The organism is Leptospira stimsonii (genome assembly GCF_003545885.1).
GTDB classification, from domain to species: Bacteria; Spirochaetota; Leptospiria; order Leptospirales; family Leptospiraceae; genus Leptospira; species Leptospira stimsonii.
This window is the reverse complement of record NZ_QHCT01000001.1, coordinates 819,403-834,318: the sequence shown is the minus strand read 5'-3', so window position 1 is coordinate 834,318 and position 14,916 is coordinate 819,403. Positions and strand designations below refer to the sequence as shown.

Below are 14,916 nucleotides of genomic sequence, written 5' to 3'. Positions count from 1 at the left end.
TTAGTCGTTCCTTATTGTGTCCACAGGGTTGAGTCCGGCGGCCCATCTTGCCGGGAAGTAACCTGCGATCCCCGAAAGAATCGTAGCGGCAGTCGTCACCATAAAGATAAATGAAATGTCGATGTCGACCGGGATATGATCGAAGTAGTAGACGTCCTTCGGAACCAATTCTACGTTCGTCCATTCGGAATGATAAAAATAAAATCCGACCATGTTGATGAGTTCGGAAAGTGCGTTTACGATCGTCTCCAAATTGCTCGCGATAAAAATCCCGGATACGCCGCCGACGATAGACGCAAGAATTCCAACCACCATCGCATTTAAGGTAAAGATAAGTAGAATGCCGGAAGAAGGCAATCCGAGAGCCTTTAAGACTCCGATCGATTTTCGTTTCGCCCTTACTAAACTATAAACGCTCGCTACCATTCCGAGCGCGGCAAGAATGATAAATAAGAAAACGATAATAGAGATGATCGTTTTTTCCAACTTCAGAGCTGTGAAAAAGTTTTCCTGTTCTTCCGCGATCGTTCTCACTCCGAAAGAAGCGGAATAACCGATCTCGTTTTCGAATTCAGGATCTCTGAATTCTTTTAGAATTTCTCTCTTACAATTTTGAAGATCATCCAAAGACTTCACTTTGATTGCAATCTGATTCACCGAATCTTTTAAGCTGAAGAATCTTTGTGCGACCGGAAGAGAAAGAAAAACATAGTGTGTATCGTAGTTATAATAGCCGGTCTTAAAAAAACCGACGGTGCGAAACGTTTTGATCGATACGTCCACACCCTTCCCCAGTGAGAATCTTCCTCCTGGTACAGCCATCGTAAGATTTGCTCCAAGATCGAAGTTATAAAGTCCCGCCATCTCTTTTCCTATCAGGACTTGGTTTTCTGAATTATAATTCATGATCTCTTCACGATTGTGATGAACGATCCTTGGAAAGTTCGGAAGGCGATTTCCGATTAAATCCTGGATGTTCTCGACGGGAAGCGCACGAACCATGATGGGAATAAAAGAATTGCTGTTCTGAATGAGACCGTGACTGGTAATGCTTCCACCGATAGAAACGATTCTATCTTTTAAGTAAGGATTCTTACTCAGCCAAGCGACTACCTTTTCATAGTTCTTGATATCGCCTGAATCAAAATTATTTTCGATGGTAATGTGAGGGCCGCCTTGCCAGAGCGATTCTTTTACCTGTCTTTGAAATCCGTTGAATATGGATAGGACGACGATCAACAGAGAGACACCCACTGCCATCACGATAAACGAAAGTCTAGACTTTAAAGAGAGGAGACCTGCGACCCGGGACCCCCGTATATAGCGGGAGGTTACCAGAAATATCAAAGAACCCCGGAACAAATTTGACTTCATCAAAAAACTCTTAAATTTAGAAGGTTTAAACCTTCCTTAGTTTGACAATTCTCTGAATCCGAACCAGAATGTCAAAAATAAAGAAGAAAGTTTCCAAAACGGAGCCTTCTTAAGTTAAAAATACATGAGCTCCAATCAGGTCTATTCGTTTCAATTCATCTCTCGTGACGGCGTTTCTTCCATACACATTCTCTTCACGGGCGTCATCGACATTGAGAACGCAAAGATCGATAAACTGGAAGTAGTTGCCGTTGGACAGTCCGATAACATAGCTTCCATACAACTTTCCGTTTCAACACACAAAGACGTAGTAAATCTTTGCCAAAAGTTGAAGTATGAAGGGAAACAACTTAAGAATCTAACGAACAAATTGAGCGAGCTCTTTCAGGCCAACGGAAGATCGGATGATTTCATGGAACAGCTCATTCATTACTTCAAAGGCAAAGACAACGAGAAGATTTCCTATCTTCTTAACCAAATCATCAATCAGGCCGCGGGAAACTCTAAACCCGACATTCAAATCTTTTATATGATCGTCGATCGCGCAAGACTTGAAGATGAAAATCAAAATTCTTCCGCAACGGATTCTTCGATTGAAAATCCGAACACAACGGATGAAGATCTTCCTTCGTTGGATTCTTCATCTTCTATCGAATTTGGGAAACCGTCGGAAACTGTTGACCAATTTATTCCTTCCGGTGCAAGAGTTGTTCCGATGAAATTTGTTCTTTCACCGGTTTCCGGCGTTCAGATCAATTCGTTAAAATCGGGTGATAAAGTAATGATCCAGCTTTTAAAAGCGGATACTTCTTCTCAAGCCATCATCGAATCTATGAAATTAGAAACTCCGGAAGGTCAAATTCGTCCGGTGCCCGGGACGGTGATCACTTCGAAAAACAACGGAGTCGAAAACGAAACGGTGGTTCAAATCGCCGCAGATATATTTGGAAAAATCTACGAAGAAGAAAACTCAATCAAAGTAAAACCTTACACTGGAGAAAAAACAATTCCAGCGGGAAGACAAACTTCCAAGACAGCGTCGCAAAATTCTGCAAACAACGAAGATTCAGGATTGTTGATAACGATCCTTGTCGCATTTGGCGTCTTAGGAATTGCAATGACCGCAATTTTTGTATTCCTCCTCTAACTTAACTATGAAAACATTACTCGCTAAGATACTCCCCTTTATCGTTCTATTATTCTGTTTAATCAATATCTCCTTTGAGCCCGTCTTTTATGATCCGAGAGATATGGATTCGATGGAAGCGCTTCTGGAAGGCTCAGGAAGAGAGCTGGCTCCGCAATGGGGAATTGAACGAGGATTGATTTCCAAAATCAGACTCACTTCCAAAGTAATGGAAGAATTGAACGAAAAATCGATCCCCGCCGATGCACAGTTAGACGCTACTGTCGACCGATTGAACAGAATACTTCTCGGGCAGAAGATTATGTTATTTATTTATGGATTCCTAATATTCCTTTCCGTCACTTCTTTCCTGAGTCTTTACTACCGAGCTTGGTTCTACACCTTTTTAAATCGAAGTCTTTACCTGATTTCGATACTTCCGGTCTTGATGTCCCTTCAACATCCGATTCGGAGTATTCCGCAAACCCCGATTATCGGAACGTTCTCTTCCTTAGCGTTATTCACGCTCGCTGGTTTTCTTATTTATATGTGTTTTGCAATTTCGAAAGTCTACGGAAAAAAGTTCGCAGATCGTTTCGGAGTTCTGGAAACGGCTCAAAACGGAGAAGAAGGGGAGTTTCAATCGAACTCCGGTTCTAAAATTTCTTGGATTCCAATTTTATTCCACTTTGTGATCATCATGGTTGCCGGGATCGTCTTGGGAAATCTCGTTTATATCCCGATTTTTCTTCTTCAAAAACACTACTCTTTTGAATTCGGAATCTTATTGTTGGTTCTGATTTTCTTTCTGATGCTCTTCTACATTCGCAATTATTTTAGAATGGGGAAAAGCGAAGAACTTTCTCCCACAGGAAACATTACTCTTTCCATCAGTTATCTTCAGTTTAGAATCATCAGAAATACGATTTTTATCGGCTTTTCGATCATCGGGATTATCCTTTTTGTCGTGCTTTTATTTACTGTGCTTTCGATGAATACGTGGATCTTAGATTTCACTTCCGGAAAGTCGGTTTAGCAGAAAATAGATTTTTAAAATATTATATTTTTTGAATATTCAGGACCCTTGATATTTTGGAATTTCTTTTTTGATTTTTCTCAAGTTGTTTCGGCTTTGAAAACGAAATCCACTCCAATATCTAAACCGGAATTTTAACCGCGCAATCAGAGGACCCTATATAGGATCAACAGATTTCTCCAAAAGAATCTTTTGTAGGAGTTCCTACATTTGAAACTTTCTTCTTGAAAGAGAGCTTTTTTTCTGATAGAGCAAAGTTTCCCGAAGTTTTCCGCCACCCACCCCTCCACCCGAAATTTGGGTGGGGCTTTCATTTTACGGCAGATTGTCGTTTCTACGACAAGTTTTATCTTACGATCGCTCCAACAACCTCGAAGGAAGAATTCGCCTTAGTTCGAATTTCTGGAATCGTCACGAGGAAAAACGACCCTGAGAAAAAAGGCAATGTGAACCTCACAATTTCTCTTAAAAACTGTGAATGTAGGAACTCCATCAGAAATGGAAAAAAGCAAGAGCAGATTCTAAAACAAGAAAATGTGGGAACTCCTCTACTTTCACCGATTGCCCTCTCTTCCGAACAGGAAAGGCAAACGACAGACATGAAAACGTGTAGGAACTATTACAAATTTTCTTTTGGGGTATTACCAAACTCTGAAGAAGTAGAAAAAAATCCTCCGCTGGATTTATGTTAAAGCGTTGTCCGGTTTTTTACCTGTTTTCGGGTTTTTTAGAATCGAAATTTGTGGGAGCGATTGCACAGCGCGAGATCAAAGGATGGCCGATATCTCAAAAAAATTTTCCCATTCTTTTTTAGGAATTTTAGAAAAGGATTTTCGATCTGAAGACCGTTGAGCAAGGACCAGCTTTTTTCCACTTTTAACGTTCCAAAGACCCAAAGGTTTAAATTTCAGAATTTTTTTTGAATACCGAAAATCAAATTGTTTTCCGCTCACAAATCGATTCCGAAAACATTTTGTGCAAACGTAGTTTTATTTTCAAAATCCTTTATGTTTGTCGAAAATAAAAATTCATCAGAAGAATACTAAAAAGATGAAGGCCCGAGCAGAGCAGATAAAATTTCAAGTTCAACTTTTCCCGGTACGCTTGAAAGAGACCGATATGAACGACGGAGAAAGTGGAAAGAAGAATCCAAAGATTTGCGATGGTCAGCGAGAAATAAACACTCAGATAAACGACGAGAAGAAATAAAATAACGAAAGTAAACTTCACGATTTTACTTTTTAGCGGAAGCTAAGGTCGCACAAACCGTTTTCGATCCTTTTTGCATCTCACAATTCTTCGTTCCGTCCGGAAGAAACGTTGTTCTAGAAAGAAAACCGCCATTCTCGTCGAAAACTTCGATCGCTTCTGTTTTGTGAGTTGGGTAATAGTAAAACCAAGTTCGGATTTTTTTTCCGTTCTTATAATAGCCGGTATATTCCAATTCTCCATCCGGGAAAAATTTTTGCCAAAGGTTGCTCTTATAACCTTCCGAATATGTTCCCTTCAATTCAACTTGGCCGTTGACGTAAAATCTTTCATAGGAGCCTTCTTCATTTCCTTCCGCTCCGTTCATAAAAACTTCCGGTTTACGTTCCCCTTTTCCGAAGTTCTGTCGAATGTAAAGATTCCCGTTGTCGAAATTCCAAATCCATTCTCCCCGACGTACCGAATTCTCAAAACGTCCGATGGAAAGCAATCGATCGTCGTATTTGGAATAGAATTTACAAATTCCGTTTTCCAAACCCAGGTCGTTGATTTCACAATCTTGATAGATTTTTCCGTTGTCGTAGTAGATTCTTCTTCTTCCCGGTTCTGTAAATACGTAGGCGTTGTATTGTTTTTCGAACTTGGCTCCGGCAGGAATATTCGCGGGAATCGGTTCTTTTGCACAGCTTCCCAAAACAAAGAGTACGGATAAGAATAGGAACGACTTCCCAGAAAAGGAAAATTTTCCATTCAGAGGGGATTTAGATTCTAAGTTCATTCAATTTATATTATATGGAGATTCTTCTCGGAAACTCAATCGATCGTAAACTTCTTGTTCACGAGGAGTTCCCCGTCTTCATCTCGAATCTCGACTTCGTAAGAACCTTGCTGATCGAAGAACGTATCGTCGTAGTAAGTCTGAAATTTTTCAAAACTCTTCCGGAAATCTTTTTCTTGAACCGAAAATTCTTCCTTTCCTCCGTCCGTCTTGTAGATCGAAAGACGAACTCGTTTCGGAGTGGACCAACCTTTCTTATAATAGATAAAAAAGTCCTGACCATGAGAGAAATGATATTCTTTTTGAGGGCTCATGCTCGAAACCTTTTCCGGAGTCATCTTGTCGATGTCCATATAGATCTCGTGTTTTGCGGGCCAGAAAAACCAAATCGCAAGTGCGAGTAAAATCACTCCCGCAATCTTTAAAAAACGTGAGGATCCTTCTCTTTCAGCGGATTCCGGTCTGGTATAATCTTCCAATCTCATGACACTGCTTATCCTGTGGAGGTGGTTCTTTTTGGGCAAATGTTTTTCCTCTCTTGCCTCGGAAGAGGATGAATTCTGAACCGAAAGATTTTCGGTTTTCTGCTGATCCGGACTGGAGCTGGTTTGTTCCATACGAACCTCGGGAGAAGTCGGATGAACGTTTTGAGAAGAATCCACCGGAACCGATTTTTCCCGAACGATCGGCGTCGCTTCGGGAGATGCAGTTTCTTCAGCAGGATTCTCTCCTCCTAAAGTCTTACGAACGTGCGCACCGGCGGCTTGTTTTAAAAGATCCTTTTTAGCCAAGAGCGAGGACCTCTTCCACCAAACCTTGATAACATTTGGAAGCCTTTCCTTTCGGTTGGTATTCGAAAAGGGTCTGTTTGAGCATGTGGGCTTCTTCCACACTCACCGAAGGAGGAATTCTCGAAGAGAATAATTTTAAATAAGGTTCGATCATCGGTTCCAAAGTTTGAGAGAGCGTCGTCCTAGGATTGAACATCGTTAAAACCGCGCCCAAAACTTTCAAAGAAGGATTGAATCGTTTTACCGTATTCTTATGAGCCTCTAAGATCGCTTCGATTCCATCCAAGGAGAATTTGGAAACCTGAAGAGGAACCAGAAGTCCGGTGGATGCGACAAACGCATTCAAGGTGATCATGGAAAGACTCGGAGGACAATCGATGATGACGTAATCGAAATCATCTTTGATCGTTTCTAAAGCGTCCCGAAGTTGGAAGAATCCGTCGATCTTTCCCGAAAGCATCACGTCCACTTCCGCGAGCGACGGATGAGAAGGAGCGAGTTTCAACGTTTCCATTCTTGTAGAAATCAAAACGTCCGTTGGATTTCCGCCGTCTCGGAAAATTCTATAGATACTTTTTTCTCTTCCCTCATCGGGCGAAGAAGAAGACGGTTTTTTCTCCGGAAAAACGGAGGTTGCATTTCCCTGAGCATCCAAATCCAAAAGAAGAACTCGTTCTCCTTTTAAAGCGAGTCCGAAGGCGAGGTGAACCGCCGTAGTTGTCTTTCCTACGCCGCCTTTCTGGTTTGCTATACAGAGGATCTGTTTCATAAAAAATCCGTTGCCCGTAGATTCCGCTTTTCCGAGACTACATTTAGAGATCGTCTTTCAAGGATTAGGGATAGAATCCCCAATCGGTTTGGGATGACAATCCGGAAAAGGAGATACAGTTGGCAGAATTTGAAACGGTCATTGGACTGGAAGTGCACGCACAACTCAATACGGAATCGAAGATATTTTCGACCAGCGCTACCAAGTTCGGCGCTCCTCCGAACTCTCAGACAAATCCAGTTTGTTTGGGTCTTCCCGGCGCTCTTCCGGTCCTAAACGAACTGGCTCTGGAAAAGGCAATCATGGCGGGACTCGCGTTCGGTTGCGATATCACTCTTTTTACGAAATTCGACCGAAAGAATTACTTTTATCCCGATCTACCGAAAGGGTATCAGATCTCCCAATTTGATAAACCGATCTGTACCGGTGGAGGTGTCACGTTTACGATCAAGGGAGAAGAATCTTCGCGTTATGTGCGTTTGACGAGAATCCACATGGAAGAAGACGCAGGAAAGTTAATACACTCCGCGGACCCGAACGTTCCACAATCGTACGTTGACTTAAACAGAGCCGGAACTCCTCTGATCGAGATCGTCTCAGAGCCGGACATGAGATCCTCTGACGAAGCATACTATTATCTGAATTCTTTAAAGTCGGTTCTGAAATACATCCGAGTTTCCGATTGCAACATGGAAGAAGGTTCCCTTCGTTGCGATGCGAATGTTTCCATTCGTCCGAAAGGTTCCGATAAATTCGGGACAAGAGTGGAGATTAAGAACCTCAACTCTTTCAAGGCAGTCAAAGCCGCGATCGACTACGAAGTGGAATGGCAAAAAGAAATGGCCTTGGAAGGAAAGACCTTTCAACAGCAGACCAAACTTTGGGACAGCGTTGCAAACAAAACCGTAACGATGAGAACTAAAGAGATGAGTCATGACTACCGTTATTTTCCGGATCCGGATCTCCCCGTGATCATTCTTCAAAAAGAAACGGTCGAACACGTTCGCACAAAACTACCCGAACTTCCGAACGAAAGAAAAACCCGTTTTATCGAAAAATTAGGACTCCCAAAATACGACGCGGAAGTTCTCACTGCGGAAAGAGAAATCGCGGATTATTTTGAAGACGCGTTGAAAGTTTCAGGAGATGCGAAAAGAACTTCAAACTGGGTCAAAGACGAAATTCTCGGAATCGTAAACAAAGAAAGCATTACAATATCAGAATTTTCTGTTTCTGCGGAAAGGATCGGCGGCCTTGTTAAGTTGATCGCAGACGGAAAAATTTCCGGTAAGATCGGGAAAACGGTCTTCGAAGAAATGCTAAATTCTTCCAAGGATGCGGAGACGATCGTAACCGAAAAAAATCTTCTCGTCGTTCGAGACGACAAGGAAATCGAAAGAATCGTCGATGAGGCGATCGCAAACAATCAGGACGCGGTCGCAAAATACAAAAGCGGCAAAGATCGCGCGTTAGGCGCCATTGTAGGGTATGTGATGAAGATTTCCAAAGGGAAGGCGGATCCTGAATTGGTCAACCAACTCCTCTTGGACAAGCTGGGACCATTGCCACCGAAGGGCTGAGAATCTTTATTACAAAACGCGATTCCTTGCATTTTCGATTCTACTTGGGACGGAACTCCGATCTGATTTCAGGTAGAATCGAAAAAATCCGGTTTCGGAAACAAATTCACACCATTCAAAGTTCTCTTCGGAAGTATCCCTTTGAAAAAAATGACCCCATTTTATGAATCGAAGAGAATCCGTTTCAAGACCTATTTGACCGCTTCATTTTCCCTTAAAATCTAGGCTTCCATTTTCTAGGAACTCCTCGAAATTTCTTCTTCTCGAAAAGGATCGGAATTCGGTCTAACTTATAAATTTTGGATGATTAGACTCTTGACGTCGAGTTCGCCGAAATTCTATTATGTCCCTTACAATGCAGGATTTCGCCCACCTTCATCTGCACACAAACTATTCCATGCTCGACGGAGCGATCCGTATCAAAGAGCTCATGCAACACGTCAAGGAACTCGGCATGACCTCGGTTGCAATGACCGATCACGGAAACATGTTCGGGGCCGTCGAATTTTATAACGAAGCCACAAAACAAGGTGTAAAACCGATCATAGGAAGCGAATTCTACGTTTCCCCTAACCGAAAACAAGAAACCGAAATGGTGAAGATCGCGGATGGAAACGCGTATCACCTGATTCTCCTTGCAAAGAACGAAGAAGGTTATAAAAATCTAATACGTCTTTCCAGCAAATCATATACGGAAGGTTTTTATAAGAAGGCGAGAATCGACTACGATCTTTTAGATCGACACAGCGAAGGCCTTGTTTGTTTGACCGCTTGTCTCGCCGGAGAAGTGAATCGAAAAATCCTAGAAGGCAAGATCGACGAATCCTTTCAGCTCGCAGGCAAACTTCATGAAATCTTTCGCAAAGAAGATTTTTACTTGGAGATTCAAAATCACGGAATTCCCGAACAGATGGTCGTCGCAAAACAGATCTACGAATTCGGCAAAAAGACCGGCATTCCTTTGGTAGTCACGAACGATTCTCACTTTCTAAAAAAGACGGACCAAGAAGCTCAGGATATTTTACTTAGAATCGGAATGCAAAAAAGGATCACCGATCCGATGGAGTTCGGATTCAACGGCGAATTCTACGTAAAAAGTCCGGACGAAATGGCGAGAATTTTTCCCGAAATTCCGGAAGCCTTCCACAATACATTAGAAATTAGTAATAAAGTAAATCTAAAACTGACATTCGGAAACTACCTTCTTCCTGAATTCGAGGTTCCCGAAGGTTTCGACGCCGATTCTTATCTTGAAAAATTAATCTGGGAAGGAATCGAAAGAAAATACCCGAGCTTAACTCAGGAAATCAAAGATCGAGTCGTCTTCGAACTCAACACGATCAAGAATATGAAGTTCGCGGGTTACTTCTTAATTGTTCAAGATTATATCAATTATGCAAAGAGAAACGGAATTCCGGTAGGTCCCGGAAGAGGATCCGCGGCTGGTTCTATCGTCGCATTCGCACTCGGAATCACAAACGTAGAGCCTTTACAACACAATCTCCTCTTCGAGAGATTCTTAAATCCTGATCGTAAGGATATGCCGGACATCGATACCGACTTTTGCGTGGAACGAAGGGAAGAAGTGATCAACTATATCCGCAGACGCTACGGGGAAGAAAGGGTCGGACAAATCATTACCTTCAATTCCCTCGCCGCCAAAGCGGCTCTCAAGGACGTCGCGCGAGTTTTGAATCTTCCTTTCGGAGAAGCCAACGATATGACTAAGGCGTTCCCGAACAAATTGGGAATGTCCATCGCGGAAGCGCTCAACACTTCATCCGAACTCAAAAACTTTTCCGAAAAGGACGACATCAATCATAAAATTTTTGCGATCGCACAAAGGTTGGAAGGAAACTACCGCCAGCCAGGTCGACACGCGGCAGGGGTCGTAATCTCACCGTATCCTTTGGAAGAAGTTGTTCCGCTTTCCACGGTCGCTGAAAAAGAAAGACCCGGTTTTCGATCCATCGTCACTCAATACGATAAGAACAACCTGGAAAGTATCGGATTGATTAAGATGGATATCTTGGGTCTGAAAAACTTAACGACCTTGGATCACGCGATCAAACTGATCGAAAAAAGAAGAGGAAATCGAATCGACCTCGATCAGATTTCTTACGAAGATCAGAATACATACGCTCTTCTTCGAAAGGCAAACACACTCGGGATCTTCCAGTTAGAATCCACAGGTATTACGGATCTCGTCGCCAAAAGCCAAGTAAGCAACTTCGACGAAATCGTAGCCTTAATCGCCTTGTATCGTCCCGGTCCGATGGGAGAAGGGATGTTGGACGAATATTTGGATCGTAAGTCCGGAAAAAAACAAGTCACTTATCCCCATCCTTCTTGCGAACCGATTCTAAAAGAAACCTTTGGTGTTCCCGTTTATCAAGAACAGGTGATGAGCATCTCCCGCGTTGTAGGAGGATTCTCCGTTGGAGATTCAGACATGCTTCGAAAGGCCATGGCGAAAAAAAAGGCCGATCTCATGGAGAAGCTTAAAGTCCAGTTCGTAGAAGGCGCGGTAAAACAAGGAATTCAAGAAAAAGTTGCGAAGGATCTTTTCGAACAATTGGAAAGATTCGGTGGTTACGGATTCAACAAATCACATTCCGTTGCGTACGCAATGATCACGTATCAAACCGCTTATTTAAAAGCAAATTATACGATCGAGTATCTGACGGCTTTGCTCGCCTCCGATCACGGAAAGACGACCGATATCGTAAAATACATCAATAATGCCAGGGAGATGGGAGTTCGAATTCTCAACCCGGACGTTTCCGAATCTCAGACTTCTTTCAGCGTCATCGACGATACTACGATCCGATTCGGTCTTTCCGCGATGAAAGGCGTCGGCGAATCTGCGGGAGATAGTATTATTCAAGCCAGAGAAAAAGCGGGCGGTTTCAAATCGATCCAGGATTTCGCTCTGAACATCGATACAAGGCTGATCAACAAAAAAGTATTCGAAGCCTTGATTCAAGCCGGCGCGTTGGATTCTTTCGGTTACACGAGAAAATGTCTTTTTGAATCGGTAGATTCGATTCTTACCTTCGCACAAAAGGAACAGGAAAGAGCAAGCGAGGGTCAGTTTTCCCTTTTCGGTGGAAACGAAGGATCGTTTACCCTAAACCTTCCAAAAGACGCACTCGAATGGGAAATCGACGATAAGTTAAAAAGAGAAAAGGCGGTCGCAGGTCTTTATCTTTCCGGCCATCCTTTGGATAAATATGAAAAACAACTCCAAAGTTTAAGAACGATTCCGATCGAGAAGTTCGATGATCTCAAATCGGGAACCAAAGTAGAAGTGGCAGGAGTCATCTCTTCCAAAAACGTAAAACTCAGCAAACGGAATGAAGAATTCGCCAACTTCAAACTCGAAGATAGAACGGGTGAAATCGAATGTGTCGCTTTCGCAAGAACCTATCAGAAGTATAAGGATTTTATAAAGGAAGACCAGGCGATCTTCATCAAAGGCGATCTGGATAAGATTGAAATCGGAGACGCTGAACTTCGCGGCCAGATCAAAGTAAACAGCATCGAAATTTTAGACGATGCAACGATCGAAGAACGATTGGAAAAATCCCTTCATCTTCGTTTGGAAGAAAGACATACGGAAGATCCGGAACTCATTCCTAAACTTTACGCGCTCCTCGCTTGTTACAAAGGAGAATCTCCCGTCTTCTTTCATATCGTTGAAAATTCCGAGGAAAAAAGAGTGATCCGAGCGCACGACACGTATTCGATACAACCGGTTCAGGAACTTTTTTTAAGACTCGCGGATCTCTTGGGAGATCGCTCCGTTTTTTATTCCATCGGAGAACAACTCAAAGCGATTAATAAGAATAAGATCGCGGGAAACGTAGGCTAAGATTTTTTTGCGATCTATGACACGCCTTGATTCTATCTCAAACGGACTTAAAGTCCGTATTCAAGCATTTTTCAAAAGGACTTTTTCTCGAAAGATCATTGATTCTTTCAAGATAGCGGGGATAACGTCCTAAATATTTCGCACATTTACAATTTAAAGAGAAGGCTCTCCTTACCGATTGAGTTTGTAACAAGCAAATTCAAAAAAAAGAGAACCCCCCATGAGGGCAGAAGAAGATAAAAGCCACCTGAAAGTGATCCAAGTGGATGAGAACCAGGTCGGGGAAGGACTTGAGCGAGCTCGTAAGAGGTTCAAGTGGAAGAAACACTGAATGCTCTTTTAGATGAAGAAGCAGACAAACTCTGCCAAGCCTCGAAGTATGAAAGAAACCCGGATCGAGTAGATACTCGAGCAGGTTTTTATAATAGAAACTTCGAAACAAAAGCCGGAAAAGTAAAGTTAATAGTTCCGAAACTGAGAACAATTCCTTTCGAATCGGCAATCGTCGAAAGTTACAAACGCCGGGAGAGTTCTGTCGAAGAAGCTCTCATGGAAATGTATCGAACCGGGGTGTCAGTCCGGAGAGCAGAAGACCTTACGGAAACTCTTTAGGGAACCAAGGACTCTCCTTCAACGATTAGTAAACTAAATCAGAAAGTCTTTGTCCAGATCGATGAATGGAGAATCCGTCAGCTTACCGATGAAATATCCTTACGTATATTTGAATGGTCTTATCTCAAGAAGTCTTGGGGTGGTGAAAGTCCGTAACGTAGCGATTCTAGTTGCGATAGGTGTCAATTCAGAAGGCTACGGAGAGATTTTGGGCTCAATGGAAGGAGCTAGAGAAGATAAGGAAAGTTGGCAGGCTTTCTTGAAGCATCTAAAAGATCGAGGTCTCAAAGGGGTAAATCTCATTATCTCAGACAAATGCCTCGGTTTAGTGGAATCACTTCCTTACTTCTTTCTTGAATCCAAATGGCAGGGATGTGCCGTGCATTTCTACAGGAACGTTTTTGGAAAATCCCCGAGAGGGTCTTTCAAAGTTATTTCTCAAATGTTGAAAGCAATTCATGCTCAAGAAAACAGAGAGAAGTCATTGAAGAAGTCTAACTTCGTTGTTGAGCGATTAATCGAAATGAAATTTAAGGAAGCGGCTAAAGTCATCTCCGATGGAATCGAAGAAACTTTAGCTTACATGGACTTTCCTTCCGAACATTGGAGAAAGATCCGTAAGAAGAATCCTTTAGAAAGGATAATTAGAGAAATCAAGAGAAGAACAAAAGTAGTAGGAGCATTCCCGGATGGTAATTTTGCTCTCATGCTCGCAACTGCACACCTTACGCATGTCGCCTCTACAAAATGGGGAACTAAAAAGTATGTTGACATGGAGAAGTTTAAAGAGTTAAAAATTTCAAAGCTCACGGCTTGACCGGTATTCTGAGCTTTACTTGAAATTTAAATTGTGCGAAACTATGCAGGCACTATCAACTTGACTAAGTAGTAAAAGAAGAGATTTTCAGAAGTAGAAGTTCGCAACCCCTTCGCGCACAGGAGCTCAGGAAGCGTGAACGTCGAGAAGTCTCTTTTGTTGTACGAAATAGCCTGGGGGATTAACATGCGATTCTCGTTTCTATTTGTGATTTTCCTTTTGTTCGAAATAAAGGCGGTCTTCGCGCACGTATATCTCGAAGCCCGATTTTCCAGCGCAGATCGCCAAAATGTATATTTAGTTCAAGGAAAGAATACTTATAGATTAACTAATTTTGAACCTTGGGAGACCATTGAGAAGATTGACTTATCCGATGATAAGAACCTTGCATATGTATGGCATCGACCCGCCACATCTGCAAGTCGAAAGCTTACCACATATGATTTAAAACATCGACGGGAGATAGCTACCATTGTCCCAGGCTTTGGCGGCCAGTTCCGATGGTTACCCAATAATATGATAATGCATGATTGGGGTTGCGGAACGAACTGCTATAACATAAAATTCTATGATCCTGCGTTGAAGGTAACTGAACTTCCCAAAGTATCGATCTCGGATACGTTTGGTGGGTATCTGATTTCACCAAATCGAAAGCTTCTTGTAATCTGGTCCATGGCAAATGATGAATATTCCATCATTGACTTGATTCGCTTAAGAGAGGTTCGCCAGGTAAGAGATCGCAACCACAAGTTTAAAAATATTGAATTTACAAAGAAAAATACCATCTCCATATTATATTGAAGCTTGTTGATTTTTAGTCACGGGCAAATCATTTTCCTGAAGGCTACTTCGCACAACAAGATTTACAAGCTACGCGCTCGCACTCCGTTGGCAAGCTTGCTCGCCCTCGGCATATAAAGTGAGGCGAGACGGCTTTACAGGCACAAAGT

The 14,916-nt window shown here is 42.4% G+C and carries 11 protein-coding genes and 1 pseudogene; 7 read left to right on the top strand and 5 right to left on the bottom strand.

The window, feature by feature from the left end:
• Positions 1-1,374, bottom strand: a complete 1,374-nt coding sequence (locus DLM75_RS04110; RefSeq protein ID WP_100784730.1) for an ABC transporter permease — start codon at positions 1,372-1,374, stop codon at positions 1-3.
• Between the two features lie 124 nt (positions 1,375-1,498).
• Here DLM75_RS04110 and DLM75_RS04105 point away from each other — a divergent pair, with 124 nt between their 5' ends.
• The 3 genes from DLM75_RS04105 (at position 1,499) to DLM75_RS04095 (ending at position 4,228) form a co-directional block, all read left to right on the top strand.
• Positions 1,499-2,521 (top strand): hypothetical protein, encoded by a 1,023-nt coding sequence (locus DLM75_RS04105; protein WP_118967221.1) that lies wholly within the window; start codon positions 1,499-1,501, stop codon positions 2,519-2,521.
• Between the two features lie 7 nt (positions 2,522-2,528).
• Positions 2,529-3,536, top strand: a complete 1,008-nt coding sequence (locus DLM75_RS04100) for an LIC_10230 family protein (RefSeq protein WP_118967977.1) — start codon at positions 2,529-2,531, stop codon at positions 3,534-3,536.
• A gap of 224 nt (positions 3,537-3,760) precedes the next feature.
• Positions 3,761-4,228 carry a hypothetical protein gene (locus DLM75_RS04095; RefSeq protein ID WP_118967220.1) on the top strand — a complete coding sequence of 156 codons (468 nt, stop codon included), beginning with the start codon at positions 3,761-3,763 and terminating at the stop codon, positions 4,226-4,228.
• Between the two features lie 313 nt (positions 4,229-4,541).
• On the opposite strand, the gene DLM75_RS04085 is transcribed toward DLM75_RS04095, so the two are convergent.
• From DLM75_RS04085 to DLM75_RS04070, 4 genes and pseudogenes are all read right to left on the bottom strand, one after another.
• Positions 4,542-4,766 (bottom strand): hypothetical protein, encoded by a 225-nt coding sequence (locus tag DLM75_RS04085; protein ID WP_118967218.1) that lies wholly within the window; start codon positions 4,764-4,766, stop codon positions 4,542-4,544.
• 4 nt (positions 4,767-4,770) lie between these two features.
• Positions 4,771-5,499, bottom strand: a complete 729-nt coding sequence (locus DLM75_RS04080) for a toxin-antitoxin system YwqK family antitoxin (protein ID WP_118967976.1) — start codon at positions 5,497-5,499, stop codon at positions 4,771-4,773.
• 59 nt (positions 5,500-5,558) lie between these two features.
• Positions 5,559-6,104 (bottom strand): annotated as a pseudogene (locus DLM75_RS04075) (hypothetical protein); the annotation flags it as partial.
• A gap of 202 nt (positions 6,105-6,306) precedes the next feature.
• Entirely contained in the window at positions 6,307-7,083 is a 777-nt protein-coding gene (locus tag DLM75_RS04070; protein ID WP_118967216.1) for a ParA family protein, read from the bottom strand.
• 119 nt (positions 7,084-7,202) lie between these two features.
• On the opposite strand from DLM75_RS04070, the gene gatB reads away from it, so the two are divergent.
• The 4 genes from gatB (at position 7,203) to DLM75_RS24960 (ending at position 13,966) form a co-directional block, all read left to right on the top strand.
• Positions 7,203-8,663 (top strand): Asp-tRNA(Asn)/Glu-tRNA(Gln) amidotransferase subunit GatB, encoded by a 1,461-nt coding sequence (gatB, locus tag DLM75_RS04065; protein WP_118967215.1) that lies wholly within the window; start codon positions 7,203-7,205, stop codon positions 8,661-8,663.
• A gap of 355 nt (positions 8,664-9,018) precedes the next feature.
• Positions 9,019-12,537, top strand: a complete 3,519-nt coding sequence (gene dnaE, locus DLM75_RS04060; RefSeq protein ID WP_118967214.1) for a DNA polymerase III subunit alpha — start codon at positions 9,019-9,021, stop codon at positions 12,535-12,537.
• A gap of 315 nt (positions 12,538-12,852) precedes the next feature.
• The gene (locus DLM75_RS24965) at positions 12,853-13,149 is read left to right on the top strand and encodes a transposase (RefSeq protein ID WP_429945413.1); all 297 of its coding nucleotides are present in this window, start codon (positions 12,853-12,855) and stop codon (positions 13,147-13,149) included.
• A gap of 88 nt (positions 13,150-13,237) precedes the next feature.
• On the top strand, positions 13,238-13,966 hold the full coding sequence (locus tag DLM75_RS24960) for an IS256 family transposase (protein WP_429945412.1): 729 nt from the start codon (positions 13,238-13,240) through the stop codon (positions 13,964-13,966).
• Positions 13,967-14,916 lie beyond the last annotated feature (950 nt).